We start from the raw sequence: 17,870 nt of genomic DNA, 5'->3' as shown, positions 1-17,870 counted from the left end.
CGCCTGCACTCAGCTCGGCAGCATGTCTTTGAGGCGGAGAAGCGCAATCCTTTCCACCTGCCGGCAGGCCGTCTCGAGCTCGCTGTCGCGATCGTTCTCGATCCGGGTTTCGAAGGCCGCCAGGATGTCCTCCTTGCTGCGGCCTCTGACCGCGATGATGAAGGGAAAGCCAAATTTTTCGACATAGGCGCTGTTGAGTTCGGTGAAACGCGTGCGTTCAGCATCGGTCAGGGCGTCAAGGCCGGCGGAAGCCTGCTCGCTGGTCGAGCTTTCGGTCAGCCGCTTTGCCTGCGCCAGCTTGCCGGCGAGATCCGGGTGGGCGTTGAGCACGGCAAGACGCTCTTCCGGCCTCGCCTCGCGGAAGACTGCAGTGAGCGCTGCAGCAAGCCCGATCGCCGTGTCGTTGGCGGCCGATAGCTCGCTGGCAAAGGCGCGCCTGGCGATCCAATCGGAATGTTCGAAAACGCCACCGAAGCGAGCGACGAAATCAGCCTCGGAAAGCTGCGATGGACGGTCGTCCCAGGCCTTGAAGGGATAGGTCTTTGCCCAATGCCGTGCGATATCGACGCGACGAGCTAACCAGACCTTTTCGTGGCCCTTCACGTAGTCGATGAAACGCGCAAGCGCTGCGGCGCGACCCGGCCTGCCGACAAGGCGGCAGTGCAGGCCGATGCTGAGCATCTTTGGTGCGCCGGCCGCACCTTCCGCATAGAGCACGTCGAAGCTGTCTTTGAGATAGCTGAAGAACTGGTCACCGCTGTTGAAGCCCTGCGCCGTTGCAAAGCGCATGTCATTGGTGTCGAGCGTGTAGGGAATGACCAGCTGGTGGCGGCCCGCATGTTCATGCCAGTAGGGCAGATCGTCGGCATAACTGTCCGAGACGTAGTCGAAGCCGCCAGTCTCGGTCACCAGATCGAGCGTGTTGTCCGAACAGCGACCGGTGTACCAGCCGCGCGGCGGTTCGCCGGTGACGATCGTGTGCAGCCAGATCGCCTCTGTGATCTCTGTCCGCTCCCGCTCAGGGCTGAATTCCTTGTGCTCGATCCACTTCAGACCGTGCGAGGCGATCTCCCAGCCGGCGTCTTGCATCGCGGCCAGCTGCGCCGGGGAACGCTTCAGCGCTGTTGCGACGCCATAGACTGTCGCGGGCACGCCCTTTTCCGTGAACATGCGATGAAGCCGCCAGAAGCCGGCGCGGGCGCCGTATTCATAGATCGATTCCATATTCCAGTGGCGCTGTCCGGGCCAAGCCTGCGCACCGACGATTTCCGAGAGAAAAGCCTCTGATGCGGCGTCGCCATGCAGCACGCAGTTCTCGCCGCCTTCCTCGTAATTGATCACGAATTGCACGGCAATCCGCGCCTCGTCGGGCCAGACGATGGTGGGGTTCGGGCCATGGCCGTGAAGATCGCGGGGGTATCTCATGCAAGCAGTCCTCCAGACATTTGTCTCTGCACCTCGATTCCTAACGGGATTTTTCCGCCGTCATTCCCCCCAAAAATTTTGAAAGTCTCGAATGATCCGCCCGCTTCTCAATGCACTGGCTCACCGGGATACTGCGAAATGGAAAGATGACTTCGGGAGGAGCAAGACGCATGCAATCTCATGGTGGAAACGACGGCCGTCTGACGACCCATGTACTCGATACGGCCAGTGGCAAACCGGCCAAGGACCTGCGCATCGAGTTGTATCGCATCGAGGGCGAGCGCCAGACGCATCTGCGCTCGGTCAGGACGAATGATGACGGACGCTGCGATCAGCCGCTGTTGAGCGGATCGCTGATGCAGGCCGGCACCTACGAGCTGCATTTCCACGCCGGCGACTATCTTGGGTCCGAAGCTGCGCGCGGCGCCAACCCGTTTCTCGATGTCATCCCGATCCGTTTCGGTATCGACGATCAGGCGGCGCACTATCATGTGCCGCTGCTCTTGTCGCCCTACGGCTATTCGACCTATCGCGGGAGCTGATCAGCAATGACCATTCAGATACGCAACACGATCCGTTTTCTCCTGAACCACCGCCTTGTCGAGCTTTCCGACGTTTCTGCGGTGCAGACATTGCTCGATTTCCTGCGCATCGATCGCAACCTGCGCGGAACCAAGGAAGGCTGTGCCGAGGGAGACTGCGGCGCCTGCACGGTGCTGGTCGGCCGCCTGCTCGGCGGGCAGCTCAAGTATGAATCCGTCAATGCCTGTATCCGCTTTGTCGGTTCGCTCGACGGCTGTCACGTGGTGACGGTGGATTCGCTGGCAACACCGGGTGGTCCACTCCATCCCGTCCAGCAGGCGATGGTCCAGACGCACGCGTCGCAATGCGGCTTCTGCACGCCTGGCTTCGTGATGTCGCTCTACGGGCTTTGGATGGAAAACGCCAAGCCGTCGGTCACCGAAATCGAGAAGGCGCTGCAGGGCAACCTGTGTCGCTGTACTGGCTATGCCGCGATCATTCGCGCGGCCGAGGCGATTTCGACCATCGGCGATCTGGGGAAGGATCCATTGTTTGCCGAACGCGATCGTATCGCCGGCGAACTCGCAGCCCTTCAGGATGGCCGCCGCGTGGTGATCGGCGAGGGAGCGGAACTGTTCATGCTGCCGGCTTCCGTCGATGATTTTGCCGATGTGCTCGAAGCCAATCCGAAAGCGACGATCGTTGCCGGCTCGACCGACGTCGGCCTCTGGGTCACCAAGTTCATGCGCGATATCGCGCCGGTCGTGCATCTCACGCACCTGGAAGAACTTCGTCGCATCACCGTCGACGACAAGGGTGTGACGCTTGGCGCTGGTGTCAGCTATGCCGAAGCCTATCCCGTCATTACCGAACATTTCCCGCAATTGCGCGAGCTTTGGGACCGGATCGGCGGACAGCAGGTCCGCAACATGGGTACGGTCGGTGGCAACATCGCCAACGGATCGCCGATCGGCGACACGCCGCCGGCATTGATTGCGCTCGGCGCGTCGGTGACGCTGCGCAAGGGCGCTCGCCGCCGTACCGTGGCGCTCGAAGATTTCTTCATTGCCTACGGCAAGCAGGATCGCGAGCCCGGTGAATTCGTCGAAGCGGTTCACATTCCTTTCCTCGAAGCTGACACCAGCTTTGCCGTCTACAAGATCACCAAGCGTCTGGATGAAGACATCACCGCCGTCTGCGGCGCATTCCGCCTGACATTCGACGGTGCCGGTGAAGTCGCTGACGCGGTGATCGCCTTTGGCGGCATGGCCGGAACACCGAAGCGGGCTGTTCATGTCGAGGCGGCGCTGAAGGGCAAGGCCTGGCAGGAGCCAACGGTCGAGCAGGCGATCTCCGCCTTCGATCAGGACTTCACGCCGCTTACCGACTGGCGCGCCTCGGCGGAGTATCGCCAACTGGTGGCCAAGAACCTGTTGCGCCGCTTCTATCTTGAAACGCAGGCGACCGGAAACATCCGGATCGACCGCAACATTGCTGTTGCCGTCTAGGAGGTGAGACCCATGAATGTGATGCAGCCCATCGACCGCATCCGCGGTGGCGTCCACGAAAACGAACGGCACGAGTCCGGCCACAAACATGTGTCGGGAACGGCCGAGTATATCGACGATATTCCGGAACCAGCCGGCACATTGCACGGCTATCTCGGTCTGTCCCAGCGCGCCCATGCCGATATCCTGTCGATCGATTTCGACGCGGTCAGCGCCAGCGAGGGCGTCATCGGTATCCTCACAGCTGACGACATCCCGGGTGAAAACGACATCAGCCCCGCCCACAAGCACGACGATCCGGTGTTTGCAACCGGCAAGGTCGAGTTCTACGGCCAGCCGATGTTCGCCGTCATCGCCACGTCGCGTGAAGCCGCGAGGCGTGCAGCCGTCAAGGTCGAGGTCGAATACCGCGATCTGCCGCATGTGACCGACGTGCTTGAGGCTGCTGCCGCGAACTATCCTCTGGTCATCGATCCGCTGAAGCTGGAGCGTGGCGACATCGAAGCCGGTTTTGCCAAGGCGAAGAACATCGTCGAAGGCGAGATGCGCATCGGCGGTCAGGACCACTTCTATCTCGAAAGCCAGATTTCCTTTGCCATTCCCGGCGAGGACGATGAGGTCCTGGTTTATTCGTCGACCCAGCATCCGAGCGAAACCCAGCACATGGTGGCAACCGTGCTTGGCGTGCCGTCCAACGCCGTGACTGTCAATGTGCGCCGCATGGGTGGCGGCTTCGGCGGCAAGGAAACGCAGGCCAACATCTTCGCCGCCGTGGCGGCCCTGGCCGCAAAGAAATACCGTTGCGCCGTCAAGGTCAGACCTGACCGCGACGACGACATGTCGGCAACCGGCAAGCGTCACGACTTCCACGTCGACTACAAGGTCGGCTTCGATGACGAGGGCCGGATCGAGGCGGTCGATGCGGTGTTTGCGGCGCGCTGCGGCTTTTCCGCCGATCTCTCTGGACCCGTGACCGATCGCGCGCTCTTTCATGCCGACAACTGCTACTTCTATCCGAACGTCCGTCTTCGTTCGAAGCCGTTGAAGACCAACACCGTCTCGAACACTGCGTTTCGTGGCTTCGGCGGCCCGCAGGGCATGGTCGGCGGCGAGCGCATGATCGAGGATGTCGCCTATGCTGTCGGCAAGGATCCGCTCGAGATCCGCAAGCTCAACTTCTATGGCGGCGAGGGCCGCAACCTCACGCCATATCACCAGACGGTCGAAGACAACATCATCGGGCGCATCATCGAGGAGCTCGAAACGTCGGCCGATTACGCTGCGCGTCGAGAGGCCGTGATCGCCTTCAACCGCGAAAACCACATCATCAAGCGCGGCATCGCGCTCACCCCGGTCAAGTTCGGCATCTCCTTCACCAAGACCGAGTACAATCAGGCAGGCGCCCTGGTGCACGTCTATACCGACGGGTCGATCCACCTCAACCATGGTGGTACCGAGATGGGGCAGGGGCTTTACACCAAGGTTGCCCAGGTGGTGGCCGACGAGTTCCAGGTCGATCTCGATCGGATCAAGGTGACGGCGACGACGACGGGCAAGGTGCCGAATACGTCGGCGACAGCAGCGTCCTCCGGTTCGGATCTCAACGGCATGGCGGCCGCCAATGCGGCGCAGCAGATCAAGGCGCGGCTGGTGCGCTTTGCCGCCGAACGCTGGAATGTTGCCGAGGCCGATGTCGCCTTCGAGCCGAACACAGTGCGGATCGGCGCGGAACGCTTGCCCTTTGGCGAGTTCATCAAGCTTGCCTATGGCGCCCGTATCCAGCTGTCCGCCGCCGGTTTCTACAAGACGCCGAAGATCCACTGGAACCGCTCGGAAGGCCGCGGCCGTCCGTTCTTCTATTATGCCTATGGCGCGTCCTGCTCCGAAGTCAGCGTCGATACGCTGACCGGCGAATATCAGGTCGATCGCACCGACATCCTTCACGATGTCGGCCGATCGCTGAACCCGGCACTGGACCTGGGTCAGGTCGAAGGCGCGTTTGTTCAGGGCATGGGCTGGCTCACGACAGAGGAACTGTGGTGGGACGCCAAGGGTCGGCTGCGCACGCATGCGCCGTCGACCTACAAGATCCCGCTTGCCTCCGATCGACCGCGCGTGTTCAACGTTCGCCTGGCGGAATGGTCGGTCAACCGGGAGGAAACGATCCGGCGGTCAAAGGCCGTCGGGGAACCGCCGTTCATGTTGGGCATTTCGGTTCTGGAGGCGTTGTCGATGGCAGCGGCGAGCGTTGCGGAGTATCGTATTCCCCCGCGCATCGATGCGCCGGCGACGCCGGAACGGGTGCTGATGGCGATCGAGCAGCTGCGAGCCGCCGCAAGGCAAGGGGCTGTAGCACAGGGTTGATGGCGATGGTTGCGAGCCGAGAGGATATCAGGGACTTCCTGCGTCGCGAACCGGACTGCGTTCTGGTCGAGGTGACGGGTGCCGCAGGCTCGACGCCGCGCGACACCGACGCCTGGATGCTGGTGGCGCCGGACGGCCTCTTCGGCACCATCGGCGGCGGCCAGCTCGAATATATGGCGATCGACCACGGTCGGCGCGCGCTGAAGCGCGGCGATAGCGCCGACACGATGACGGTCCCGCTTGGTCCCGAGATCGGCCAGTGTTGCGGCGGGCGCGTCGCGCTCGCCTTCACGCGCATCGATCGGGAGAAAGCCGCCATGTTGATTGAACGCAGCGATCTGGAGATTGCCAGCCGCCCCCATGTCTACGTCTTCGGCGCCGGGCATGTCGGTGATGCGCTGGCGATGGCGCTATCGCTCGTGCCGGTGCGCACTATCCTCGTCGACACCCGCGAGGACGAGCTTTCGGCCGCCGATATCCACGGTATCGAGACCTGCCTGACGGCGATGCCCGAGGCGGTGGTCCGCGATGCGCCGCGCGGCAGCGCCTTCGTGATCCTCACCCATGACCACGCGCTCGACTTCCTGATTGCAGCCGAGGCGCTCAGGCGTGACGACGCTTCCTATGTCGGCATGATCGGCTCGAAGACCAAGCGTTCGACCTTCAAGAACTGGCTGTCACGGGAAATCGGCCGGCCCGATCTTTTCGACCGCCTTATCTGCCCGATCGGCGGCACGGCGGTGAAGGACAAGAGGCCGGCGGTCATAGCGGCCCTGGCCGCAGCCGAGATCATGACCGCCGCTCTCAATCATCATTGGGAAGCGCCGGCTGTCTCCTCGGTCAAGCCAGGCAAGCGCGTCGGCGCCTGACGCTCAGGCGCTTTGGCGCGGCCGGATGATGCAATCGCCGACCTGGTCGAATTCACCCAGTTCTTCGGCGTGACGCTGGCCCCATTCGCACAGGGCAAGCAGGACCGGCTCGAGGCTGTGGCCAAGCGCCGTTGCCGAATATTCCACCCTTGGCGGCACTTCGCGAAAGATCTCGCGATGAACGAGGCCATGTTCCTCCATTTCGCGAAGCTGCTGGATCAGGACTTTCTGGCTGACGGCCGGCACAAGCCGTCGCAACTCCGAAAGGCGCCTCGGACCGTCGAACAGGTGATAGAGGATCACTGCCTTCCATCGCCCGGAGATCACCTTGAGCGCACGCTCGGATGGCAGTGACGGCAGTCTCTTGATGATATCGGCCATGGTTACCAACCGGTCAGTATGGAACAAAAGGGTGTGTAGAGCCGAACGGGAGCCTAAGGCTATCTATGGATCAAAGCCAGTCAAATGAGGTCGAGATCCATGAAAGCAATCCAGTACCGCTCCTTCGGGAGCCCTGAAGTCCTTGAGCTGATCGATATGCCGAAGCCGGTGCCCGCGCACGGCGAAGTGCTGGTGCGGGTCGGGGCGATCGGACTCAATTTCTTCGAAGTTCTGATGCGGCAGGATCGATATGCGGTGAAGCCTGGTTTGCCGATGGTGCCGGGTGTCGAGGTCGCGGGCATTGTCGAGGCGCAGGGCGAAGGCGTGAAAACGCCGGCGGTCGGCACGCGTGTCGCCGTGCCGATGTTCGCCTTCGGCCGCGGGGCGGGCGGGTGCGCCGAATATGTCGCGATCGACGCTGACGCACTCGTGCCGATCCCCGGCGACGTTTCGTTCGAAGTGGCGACAGCGCTGATGATCCAGGGGCTGACGGCGCTTCATCTCGTTCGGCAAAGCAATCCGCAGGGAAAGACCGTGCTGGTGACTGCTGCGGCCGGCGGTGTCGGCTCGCTGCTCATTCAGCTTGCAAGAGAGGCGGGTGCAAAAACGGTAATCGCGCTTGCGGGCGGCAGCGAGAAGGTCGCGTTGACACGCTCGCTCGGCGCGGACCTTGCAATCGACTACAAGGCAGCGGATTGGCAGTCGGAGCTTGGACAGCATCTGGCGGGTGGGTCAGTCGAGACGATCTACGACATGGTCGGCGGATCCTTCACCAAATCCGCGCTTGGTGTTCTGGCGCAAGGCGGTGAGCTCGTCTTCGGCGCGATGGGTCGCTTCGAACTCGAAGCCGCTGACGTCGAACAAATGCTTTCGGGCAATCAATCCCTGCGTGGGTTCGCTCTATTGCCGTTGCTCACGCCGTCCGCCCTGAAAACCGATCTCGGCGATCTGTTCCGTCGCGTGGAGGACGGGCGGCTCAAGGTCCATCTGGGTGGTCGGTTTCCGCTGGAACAGGCGGCAGAGGCGCACCGTGCCATGGAAACACGAAGCACGACCGGTAAGATCGTGCTCGTGCCTTAACCGATCAAGCAGAGCGCTGTTTTAGGCAGGGCTGTCAGGCGAGCATCTTGCCGATCAGCCGCTGACAGCGCTCCGCCATATAGTCGATCATCAGCCGAACCTTCGGGTCCTGGAAGCGCTTGTGCGGATAGATGGCCGCCAGTTGCACGCCGAGCGGCGGTGTCGAGGCAAGGATTGGCACCAGCTCGCCGGTGTTGATGTAGCTCTTCACCTCGAAGAGAGGCTTGTTGATGATGCCGCGACCATCGAGCGCCCATTGGGTCAGCACATCGCCATCATCCGAATCGTAAGGCCCGGTCACTTCGAGCTTCCTGACACCCTCAGGCGTCTGCAATGTCCAGAAGTACTCCTTGGAACCGGGATAGCGCAGCAGCAGACAGTCATGCTTGTCGGCGATGAGCTCGTCGGGTGTTTGCGGCACGCCGCGCTTCTCGAAATAGGCCGGTGCGCCGCAGACGACGCGCTCGCAGTTCATGATGCCGCGCATGCGCAGGTTCGAATCTTCGAGGATGCCGAGCTTGAAGGCGACATCGACGCCTTCCGACAGGATATCGACATTGTGGTCGGAGAGCCTGAGCCGCACCTCGATATCCGGATATTTGTCGTGAAACTCCGGAATGCCCGAGGCGATCAGCCGCCGACCTATCCCCAACGGAGCGGTAATCTTCAGCGCACCCTTCGGATTGTGCGACAGATCCGCGATGGCGTTCTCCGCCTCATTGACAGCTTCGAGAATCTTGACGGCACCGTCGTAGAACACACGGCCGTGTTCCGTCGGGGTCAGCTTGCGTGTCGTCCGATTGAACAGCCGAACGCCCATGTGGCGCTCCAACTCTTTGATTCTATTACTGGCAACCGCCGGCGTTACGCGCTGGTCGCGACCAGCTGCCGACAGGGTTCCAAGCTCTACGACGCGTACGAAGACGCGAACATTGTCCAGATATGACATGCCTCCCGATCTCTCCTCCGGGCACTATTTAACGCATCCATTCCGTCGCGATTTTATAGATTTTTTTGAAAGTGTTGGTGAACCAGCGACGTTCCCGCGGCCTCCAGCAATGACACATAATGCGCCACGGAGAAATGGGAGAATTGCATGTACGAGTATGCCATAGCCTGGGATTGGCTCACCTTTGCCATGAGATGGCTACACGTCATCACCGCTATCGCATGGATCGGTTCGTCGTTTTATTTCGTCGCGCTTGATCTTGGCCTGAAGAAAAGACCCGATCTGCCTGTTGGAGCCTATGGCGAGGAATGGCAGGTCCACGGCGGCGGCTTCTATCATATCCAGAAGTATCTGGTGGCTCCATCAAACATGCCGGAGCACCTGATCTGGTTCAAATGGGAATCCTACGTCACCTGGCTTTCCGGTTTCGGCATGCTGTGCATGGTCTATTACGCCGGCGCTGACCTTTACCTGATCGACCCCAATGTGCTCGACGTGTCGAAGACGACGGCGATCGCCATTTCGCTGGCCTCGATCGGCTTCGGCTGGCTTGCCTATGACACGATCTGCAAGTCGCCGGCCGGCCGCGACAACACCAAGCTGATGGTGCTCCTGTATTTCATCCTCGTCGGCATGGCCTGGGGCTATACGCAGCTTTTCACCGGCCGCGCCGCCTTCCTTCATCTCGGCGCCTTCACCGCGACGATCATGTCGGCGAACGTCTTCTTCATCATCATCCCGAACCAGAAGATCGTCGTTGCCGACCTGATCGCCGGCCGCACGCCGGACGCCAAATACGGCGTCATCGCCAAGCAGCGTTCCACGCACAACAACTACCTGACGCTGCCTGTGCTGTTCCTGATGCTGTCGAACCATTATCCGCTGGCCTTCGGCACCCAGTACAACTGGATCATCGCCTCGCTGGTGTTCCTGATGGGCGTCACCATCCGCCACTATTTCAACACCCGTCATGCCGACAAGGGCAATCCGACCTGGACGTGGCTTGCGACCGCGCTGCTCTTCATTGTCATCATGTGGCTGTCGACCGTGCCGAAGATCCTGAGCGGCGACGAGGAGGCGAAGGTTTCGGCGGCGCAGCAGCCGTTCGTTACCGCCGAGGCCTTTCCGAAGGTTCGCGACACTGTGCTTGGCCGCTGTTCCATGTGCCACGCCAAGGAGCCCGGCTGGGAAGGGCTGGTCGTGCCGCCGAAGGGCGTGACGCTGGAGACCGACGGCGAGATCGCCGCGCACGCACGCGAAATCTATCTGCAAGCCGGCCGTTCGCACGCGATGCCGCCGGCCAATGTCACCGGCATATCGGACGAGGAGCGCAAGCTCCTCGTCGCCTGGTATGAGACGGTCGTAAAGGGAGAGAAGGTTCAATGACCGATTTGCTGATCCGCGGCCGCGTGCTGACGTTTGTCGAGGCGCCCAAAGGCATCGACGACCACGCCTCCTATCGCTACTTCGAAGATGGCGCCGTGCTGGTTCGCAACGGCAAGATTGCCGATATCGGCGAGCATTCGGACGTTGCCCGCAGGGCCGGGCCAGCAGTCAAGGTTGCCGATCATCGACCGAACCTGGTGTTGCCGGGCCTGATCGACACGCATCTGCATTTCCCGCAGACGCAGGCTATCGCGTCCTATGGTGCGCAATTGCTCGAATGGCTGAACACCTACATTTTCGTCGAGGAACAAAAGTTCCGCCAGCCGGAGCATGCTCAATTCATTGCCGGCCGGTTCATGGACGAACTGCTTTCCAACGGCACCACCACGGCCGTTGCCTATTGTTCGGTGCATCCGGAGAGTGTCGATGCCTACTTCGGCGCTGCCGAAAGCCGCGGCATGCTGATGATCGGCGGCAAGGTAATGATGGATCGCAATGCGCCCGATGCGCTGCGCGACACGCCTCAACTCGGATATGACGAGACGAAGCAACTGATCGGCAAGTGGCACGGCCGCGGCCGCGCCCACTACGCCATCAGCCCGCGTTTCGCCATCACCTCGACGCCGGAACAGATGGAGATGAGCCGGGCGCTCGTCGCCGAACATCCGGAATGCTACGTCCAGACGCATCTGTCCGAAAACAAGGACGAGATCGCCTTTGCGACGTCGCTCTACCCGGAAGCGAAGGACTATACCGACATCTATGCACGCTACGATCTTTTGACCCGCAAGACGTTGCTCGGGCACTGCATTTACCTCAGCGATCGCGAGATCTCGGTTCTCGCCGAGGCGGGCGCCGTCGGCACTTTCTGCCCGACCTCGAACCTGTTCCTCGGTTCGGGCCTCTTTGACCGCGACCGTTTCGACAAACTCGGCGCGCGCTGGTCGGTGGCAACGGACGTCGGCGCCGGCACCAGCTTCTCGATGCTGGAAACCATGGATGAGGCCTACAAGGTTCTTCATCTGCAGGGTCAGCGGCTTTCGCCGTTCAACTCGTTCTACATGATGACGCTCGGCAACGCGCGGGCGCTCGATCTCGACGACCGCATCGGCTCGCTGCATATCGGCGCCGACGCCGATATCGTCGTGCTCGACAGTCGCGCCAAGCCGTCGATGGAGCTGAGAATGCGCGTGGCCAAGACGCTCGCCGAGGAACTCTTCATCCTGCAGACGATGGGCGACGACCGATCGGTGGCCGAAACCTATGTTGCCGGCAAGCCGATGAAACATCGTGCCAGCAACCAGGCAGCCGAGACAGAAGCCACAGGCGGCCGGAAATTCGAGACGGTCTGAACCATCGCGGAAGCGTGGTCTCCCAACGTTCGACGCTGAACGTTCCAATCAACGCCGTACGCAAGCCTCCCCCACAAGGGGAGGCTTTCTTGTCAAAGATCTCCTTATCAGAGATCTTCGGGGCGCTTGCCGCCCATGGCCCGGGTCAAGGCATCGGCGCGCTCGCGCACGACCGGTCCCAGCACCAAGAGCTTGTCGTCATTGACGCGCACGGATGGTCCTGAGATCGAGATCCCGGCGATCGTTTCCCCATATTCGTTGAAGATCGGCGCTGCCACGCAGCGCATGCCGAGCGTGTGTTCCTCGTCGTCGATCGACCAGCCGCGCTGGCGGATCTTCTGGATGTCCTGCAGCAGCGCCGACAGGTTGTCGCGTGTCTTGTCGGTGAAATGCGCCAGGTCGCGTCCAGCCAGCAGATGCGCGACATCCTTGTCGGCCCAGGTCGACAGGATCGCCTTGCCGATTCCGGAGGCATGGATCGGCCCGCGCCGGCCGGGGCGGAAGAAGGCCCGCATCGGGGCATGGCTTTCCACCTGCGAGATGAAGACGACATCGCCGCCTTCTTCGATGCCGATATTGGCAGTCTCACCGCTTTCTTCCATCAGCTGTTTCAGAAACGGACGGCTGATGGTGCCGAGCTTGCGGAAGCGCAGATAGGCGTTGCCGATCTCGAATGCCTTGAGGCCGATCGTCCAGGCGCCGGTGTCGGGGTCGTTCATCACCATGCCGTGGTTGGCCAGAGACGTCAGCAGCCGGTGCACGGTCGATGGCGCCATGCCTGTGACATCGGACAAGTTCGTCAATGTCGAGCCGTCGCTTTCGGCAACGACCGCCAGCAGCGTCAGGCTACGGTCGAGCACCTGCACGGAGCCGGGCGCTGCGTTTTCGCCCGCCTTTCGGCCGCGTTTTCCCTTGCCTGTCGCATCCATGATCCATCCTCCAGCAGCCGAGTCATTCCTATCATCCTCTAGCAGGACCAGGATTGATTGTTTCGAAATTCTTGAAGATGTTTATTTCCATCTGGCGGAAATGAATTCCATTTAAATGTTGAACATTGATGACAATGGGGTATCGTCTCATCAAATAGGAGGAGTTCCCATGGCTAAGATGCGTGCCGTTGATGCGGCTGTTTACGTTCTTGAGAAAGAGGGCATCGATTGTGCTTTCGGCGTGCCCGGTGCGGCAATCAATCCGTTTTATTCCGCTCTGAGGGCGCGCGGCTCGGTTCGCCACATCCTTGCCCGCCACGTAGAGGGCGCCTCGCATATGGCGGAAGGCTACACCCGCGCCAAGCACGGCAACATCGGCGTTTGCATCGGCACGTCAGGCCCGGCCGGCACCGACATGATCACCGGCCTTTACTCGGCTTCCGCCGACTCGATCCCGATCCTCTGCATCACCGGGCAGGCGCCGCGCGCCCGCCTGGACAAGGAGGATTTCCAGGCCGTCGATATCTCCAAGATCGCAGCACCTGTCACCAAGTGGGCTGTCACCGTCATGGAGCCGGCGCTGGTGCCATTCGTCTTCCAGAAGGCTTTTCACCTGATGCGCTCCGGACGACCGGGGCCGGTGCTGATCGACCTGCCGGTCGACGTCCAGCTGGCCGAGATCGAATTCGATCCCGAGACGTATGAGCCGCTCGAGCCCTACAAGCCGAAGGCGACGCGCGCGCAGGCCGAGAAGGTCATTGCGATGCTGAACGAGGCCGAGCGGCCGTTGATCGTCGCCGGTGGCGGCATCATCAATGCCGACGCCTCGGATCTCTTGACCGAATTTGCCGAGATCACCGGCGTTCCTGTCATTCCGACACTGATGGGCTGGGGTACGATCCCGGACGATCATCCGCTGATGGCCGGCATGTGCGGCCTGCAGACGTCGCATCGCTACGGCAATGCCAGCATGCTCGCCTCCGACTTCGTGCTCGGCGTCGGCAACCGTTGGGCAAACCGCCACACCGGCAACATACCGACCTATACCGAGGGTCGAAAGTTCGTTCACGTCGATATCGAACCGACGCAGATCGGACGCGTCTTCGCGCCGGATTTCGGCGTCGTCTCAGACGCGGGGGCAGCGCTGAAGCTCTTCCTTGACGTTGCGACGGAATGGAAGACCGCCGGCAAGCTGCGCGACTGGTCGGGCTGGGCGCAAGAATGCCGCGAGCGCAAGCGGACCATGCTGCGCAAGACCCATTTCGACCAGACGCCGCTAAAGCCGCAGCGCGTCTATGAAGAGATGAACAAGGCCTTCGGCCGCGACACCTGCTATGTGTCGACCATCGGCCTCAGCCAGATCGCCGGCGCGCAGTTCCTGCACGTCTACAAGCCGCGCAACTGGATCAATTGCGGCCAGGCCGGTCCGCTCGGCTGGACCCTGCCGGCTGCCCTTGGCGTGCGTGCCGCCGATCCCGATAGGCCGATCGTCGCACTTTCCGGCGACTATGATTTCCAGTTCATGATCGAGGAACTGGCGGTCGGCGCCCAGCACAAGCTGCCCTACCTGCATGTTGTCGTGAACAATTCCTACCTCGGCCTCATCCGCCAGGCGCAGCGCGGCTTTAACATGGACTTCGAAGTCAGCCTCGCCTTCGACAACATCAATGCGTCTGAAGACGCGGAGAAGGGCTATGGGGTCGACCATGTCGCCGTTGCCGAGGGTCTCGGCTGCAAGGCGATCCGGGTGCGCAGCCCCAACGAGTTCCAGGAAGCGTTCGACCGCGCCCGCGCCCTGATGGATGAGCACCAGGTTCCCGTCGTCATCGAGTTCATCCTCGAGCGCGTCACCAACATCGCCATGGGTGCGGACATCAACGCCGTCGTCGAGTTCGAGGAACTGGCGGCGCGTGGCGAAGATGCACCGACCGCGATCGAAGCGCTTCTCGATTGAAAACTATCACAAGGAGGAAAAATCGCATGGCGAAGTTCGCTGCGAACCTGACAATGCTGTTTACCGAGGCGCCGTTCCTCGATCGCTTTGCCCTTGCTGCAAAAGCCGGCTTCGAAGGCGTCGAGTATCTCTTCCCTTACGAGTTCGAGAAGGTCAGCCTGCGCGCCGAGTTGCAGCGTTACGGTCTGAAACAAGTGCTGCACAACCTGCCGGCCGGCAACTGGGCCGGCGGCGAGCGCGGCATCGCCATCCTGCCCGACCGGATCGACGAGTTCCGCAAGGGCGTGGCGAGCGCCATCGACTATGCGACCACGCTTGATTGCAAGCAGGTCAACTGCCTGGTCGGCATCGCGCCGGACGGGGTCTCGGAAGCCGTGCTGCGCACCACGCTGGTCGCCAACCTCAAGCTGGCCGCGAGCGAACTGGGCAAGCAGGGCATTCGCCTGCTGATCGAGCCGATCAACCACTTCGATATTCCCGGCTTCTACCTCAACACGGTCGAGCAGGCCGCTTCGATCATCGACGAGGTCGGCAGCGACAACCTCTTCATCCAGTACGACCTCTACCATCAGCAGCGCACGCAAGGCGAACTCATCGGTACCTACAGGCGCTTTGCCGGCCGCATCGCCCACGTCCAGCTTGCCGATAACCCGGGCCGCAACGAACCGGGTACGGGCGAGATCAACTATCCCTACGTCTTCGATGCGCTCGAAGAGGCGGGCTACGACGGCTGGATCGGCTGCGAATACAAGCCGCGCACGACCACGGTCGAGGGCCTTGGCTGGCTTGGCACCGAGCGCAAGCGCACGCAATCCGCAGACATCATCAAGATCAGGAGTTAAGCACAATGGCAACGATCGGCTTTATTGGACTGGGCATCATGGGTACGCCGATGGCACGCCATCTGCAGGATGCCGGGCATACGATCATCACTTCGAAATTTGCGATCCCGCCGCGGCAGGAACTGCTCGACAATGGCCTGACGTTTGTCGAGACGCCGAAGGCACTTGCCGAGGCGGTCGACACGATCATCCTGATGCTGCCGGACACGCCTGAAGTGAAGGACGTTCTCTTCGGCGAGAACGGCGTCGCCTACGGCCTTTCCAAGGGCAAGTTGGTCATCGACATGAGCTCGATCTCGCCGATCGAGACCAAGGAATTCGCCAAAAAGGTCCGCGAAACCGGTGCGGAATACGTCGACGCACCAGTCTCCGGCGGCGAAGTCGGTGCCAGGAACGCTTCGCTTTCGATCATGGCCGGCGGCTCTCAGGAGAGCTTCGACCGGGCCTTGCCGTTGTTCCAGCTGATGGGCAAGAACATCACCCTCGTCGGCGATTGTGGCGATGGCCAGGTGACCAAGGTCGCCAACCAGATCATCGTTGCGCTGACGATCGAGGCGGTGTCCGAGGCGCTCGTCTTCGCGTCGAAGGCCGGCGCCGATCCGGCACGGGTTCGCGAAGCGTTGATGGGTGGTTTTGCCTCCTCGCGTATTCTCGAAGTGCATGGCGATCGCATGATCAAGCGCACCTTCGATCCGGGCTTCCGCATCTCGCTGCACCAGAAGGATCTGAACCTGGCGCTGCAGGGCGCAAAATCCCTCGGCATTTCGCTACCGAACACGGCAGCGACGCAGGAGCTGTTCAACAACTGCGCCGCCAATGGTGACAGCGGGCTTGACCATTCCGGCCTGGTGCGTGCCCTTGAGCGCATGGCGAACCATCAGGTCGCCTGAAGCACCGCTACGACAGCATGAAAATACGCATGATCGACCGGCGGCCCGTTCCGTCTGCCGATCGTGCCTCCGGGCGGCGGAAGGAGGAGCCGCCGCCCGAGATCTTGGATGAAGGGGAGAGACATGGCAGCCATTGCCGATCCGCGCACGTTTCTGGAAACGCTGTTCACATCGGCGGTTGCCGCTGCCGACCCGGCACTGGTGATTGCCGCCAACCTGCCGGAGCGGCCGAAGGGCCGGACCGTCGTCGTCGGCGCCGGCAAGGGTGCGGCGCAGATGGCACAGGCCTTCGAGCGACATTGGGATGGTCCGCTTTCCGGCGTCGTCGTCACCCGCTACGGCTACGCAGCCCTTTGCCAGCGTATCGAGGTGCTGGAAGCATCGCATCCGCTGCCGGATGAAAGCGGTCTGCAGGCCTCTCGGCGCCTGATCGCCGAGGTCAGCGGCCTGTCGGAAGACGATCTGGTCGTTGCTCTTGTCTGCGGTGGTGGATCGGCCCTGCTGCCGTCACCACCTCCAGGCCTTTCGCTGGACAATGAAGTCGCCGTCAACCGGGCGCTGCTCGCCTCGGGCGCGCCGATCAGCGCCATGAATGCGGTGCGCAAGCACGTCTCATTGATCAAGGGTGGCCGGCTCGCGGCCGCGGCCTATCCGGCGAAGGTCGTTTCACTCATCGTATCTGATATTCCCGGCGATGACCCGGCGCTGGTCGCCTCCGGTCCGACCCTGCCCGACGCAAGCACTCGTGCCGACGCCCTGAAGATCATCGAGCGCTATGGCCTGCAATTGCCCGAAAAGGTTCTGGCGTGGCTCGCCGATCCGGCTGCCGATGCGCCGTCGCCGTCCGACCCGCGTTTCGCTGCCAACGAAGTACGCCTGATCGCATCCGCTTCCGTCTCGCTCGAGGCGGCTGCCGCCAAGGCGCGGGAGGCCGGCATCGAGGCAATCATTCTCTCCGACGCGATTGAAGGCGAGGCGCGTGACGTCGGCAGTGTTCACGCGGCAATCGCCCGTGAGGTCGCAGGCCGCGGCCGCCCCTTCGCGAAGCCCGTTGTCGTTCTTTCCGGCGGCGAGACGACCGTTACCATGCGCGGGGCAGGCAAGGGCGGACGCAACAGCGAGTTCCTGCTGTCGCTGGCCCTTGGCATTGATGGCGCCGTTGGCGTTGCGGCGCTTGCCGCCGATACCGATGGCATCGACGGTTCCGAGGACAATGCCGGCGCCTTTGCCGACGGAACGACGATCGCCCGGCTCGCCGCACAGCGGCTCGACGCCTCAGCACTCCTGCAGCGGAATGATAGCTGGAGTGCCTTCGACGCGCTCGGTGATATCTTCAAGCCCGGGCCGACCGGCACGAATGTCAATGATTTCCGCGCAATCCTGGTGCAATAGGACGCGAGGATGGGTGCCTAAGACATT

Annotated in this window: 15 protein-coding genes; 11 read left to right on the top strand and 4 right to left on the bottom strand. The window is 62.0% G+C overall.

Features of this window, described 5'->3' with window-relative positions; all coding sequences use genetic code 11:
- Positions 1 to 9: 9 nt before the first annotated feature.
- Positions 10 to 1,425, bottom strand: a complete 1,416-nt coding sequence (puuE, locus tag J3R84_RS26020; RefSeq protein WP_203528095.1) for an allantoinase PuuE — start codon at positions 1,423 to 1,425, stop codon at positions 10 to 12.
- A gap of 170 nt (positions 1,426 to 1,595) precedes the next feature.
- Between puuE and uraH the strand changes: the two genes are divergently transcribed.
- Genes uraH through xdhC form a run of 4 tightly spaced genes read left to right on the top strand, consistent with a single transcriptional unit; the run spans position 1,596 to position 6,688 of the window.
- A complete protein-coding gene (gene uraH, locus J3R84_RS26015) occupies positions 1,596 to 1,967 on the top strand; it encodes a hydroxyisourate hydrolase (RefSeq protein ID WP_025428592.1) in 372 nt (123 codons plus the stop codon).
- Between the two features lie 6 nt (positions 1,968 to 1,973).
- The gene (xdhA, locus tag J3R84_RS26010; RefSeq protein ID WP_057211257.1) at positions 1,974 to 3,455 is read left to right on the top strand and encodes a xanthine dehydrogenase small subunit; all 1,482 of its coding nucleotides are present in this window, start codon (positions 1,974 to 1,976) and stop codon (positions 3,453 to 3,455) included.
- A gap of 12 nt (positions 3,456 to 3,467) precedes the next feature.
- Positions 3,468 to 5,819, top strand: coding sequence for a xanthine dehydrogenase molybdopterin binding subunit (gene xdhB / locus J3R84_RS26005; protein WP_203528093.1), 2,352 nt, complete (start codon positions 3,468 to 3,470; stop codon positions 5,817 to 5,819).
- On the top strand, positions 5,819 to 6,688 hold the full coding sequence (gene xdhC, locus J3R84_RS26000) for a xanthine dehydrogenase accessory protein XdhC (protein WP_162771104.1): 870 nt from the start codon (positions 5,819 to 5,821) through the stop codon (positions 6,686 to 6,688). Before xdhB ends, xdhC begins: the two co-directional genes overlap by 1 nt.
- A 3-nt stretch (positions 6,689 to 6,691) precedes the next feature.
- On the opposite strand, the gene J3R84_RS25995 is transcribed toward xdhC, so the two are convergent.
- Positions 6,692 to 7,069 carry a winged helix-turn-helix transcriptional regulator gene (locus J3R84_RS25995; RefSeq protein ID WP_057218139.1) on the bottom strand — a complete coding sequence of 126 codons (378 nt, stop codon included), beginning with the start codon at positions 7,067 to 7,069 and terminating at the stop codon, positions 6,692 to 6,694.
- Between the two features lie 99 nt (positions 7,070 to 7,168).
- Here J3R84_RS25995 and J3R84_RS25990 point away from each other — a divergent pair, with 99 nt between their 5' ends.
- Positions 7,169 to 8,149 carry a quinone oxidoreductase family protein gene (locus J3R84_RS25990; RefSeq protein ID WP_113567511.1) on the top strand — a complete coding sequence of 327 codons (981 nt, stop codon included), beginning with the start codon at positions 7,169 to 7,171 and terminating at the stop codon, positions 8,147 to 8,149.
- A gap of 34 nt (positions 8,150 to 8,183) precedes the next feature.
- Here J3R84_RS25990 and J3R84_RS25985 read toward each other — a convergent pair whose 3' ends face one another.
- Positions 8,184 to 9,098, bottom strand: a complete 915-nt coding sequence (locus tag J3R84_RS25985; RefSeq protein WP_025428598.1) for a LysR family transcriptional regulator — start codon at positions 9,096 to 9,098, stop codon at positions 8,184 to 8,186.
- A 147-nt stretch (positions 9,099 to 9,245) separates the two neighbouring features.
- On the opposite strand from J3R84_RS25985, the gene J3R84_RS25980 reads away from it, so the two are divergent.
- Together J3R84_RS25980 and guaD are read left to right on the top strand one after the other, a co-directional pair.
- Positions 9,246 to 10,484 (top strand): urate hydroxylase PuuD, encoded by a 1,239-nt coding sequence (locus J3R84_RS25980; protein WP_113567509.1) that lies wholly within the window; start codon positions 9,246 to 9,248, stop codon positions 10,482 to 10,484.
- The gene (gene guaD, locus J3R84_RS25975) at positions 10,481 to 11,836 is read left to right on the top strand and encodes a guanine deaminase (RefSeq protein WP_203528091.1); all 1,356 of its coding nucleotides are present in this window, start codon (positions 10,481 to 10,483) and stop codon (positions 11,834 to 11,836) included. The genes J3R84_RS25980 and guaD overlap by 4 nt, the downstream gene beginning before the upstream one ends.
- Positions 11,837 to 11,943: 107 nt before the next feature.
- Here guaD and J3R84_RS25970 read toward each other — a convergent pair whose 3' ends face one another.
- Positions 11,944 to 12,765 (bottom strand): IclR family transcriptional regulator, encoded by an 822-nt coding sequence (locus tag J3R84_RS25970; protein WP_025428601.1) that lies wholly within the window; start codon positions 12,763 to 12,765, stop codon positions 11,944 to 11,946.
- A 169-nt stretch (positions 12,766 to 12,934) separates the two neighbouring features.
- Here J3R84_RS25970 and gcl point away from each other — a divergent pair, with 169 nt between their 5' ends.
- The 4 genes from gcl (at position 12,935) to J3R84_RS25950 (ending at position 17,843) form a co-directional block, all read left to right on the top strand.
- Positions 12,935 to 14,719, top strand: coding sequence for a glyoxylate carboligase (gcl, locus tag J3R84_RS25965; RefSeq protein WP_113567505.1), 1,785 nt, complete (start codon positions 12,935 to 12,937; stop codon positions 14,717 to 14,719).
- A 26-nt stretch (positions 14,720 to 14,745) separates the two neighbouring features.
- On the top strand, positions 14,746 to 15,561 hold the full coding sequence (gene hyi / locus J3R84_RS25960) for a hydroxypyruvate isomerase (protein WP_057211251.1): 816 nt from the start codon (positions 14,746 to 14,748) through the stop codon (positions 15,559 to 15,561).
- 5 nt (positions 15,562 to 15,566) lie between these two features.
- Positions 15,567 to 16,451 carry a 2-hydroxy-3-oxopropionate reductase gene (glxR, locus tag J3R84_RS25955; RefSeq protein ID WP_057211249.1) on the top strand — a complete coding sequence of 295 codons (885 nt, stop codon included), beginning with the start codon at positions 15,567 to 15,569 and terminating at the stop codon, positions 16,449 to 16,451.
- A gap of 123 nt (positions 16,452 to 16,574) precedes the next feature.
- Entirely contained in the window at positions 16,575 to 17,843 is a 1,269-nt protein-coding gene (locus J3R84_RS25950; RefSeq protein ID WP_113567503.1) for a glycerate kinase type-2 family protein, read from the top strand.
- Positions 17,844 to 17,870 lie beyond the last annotated feature (27 nt).

The sequence above is a fragment of the Ensifer canadensis genome, assembly GCF_017488845.2.
GTDB lineage: Bacteria > Pseudomonadota > Alphaproteobacteria > Rhizobiales > Rhizobiaceae > Ensifer > Ensifer canadensis.
This window is presented reverse-complemented; position numbering and strand designations above follow the sequence as displayed.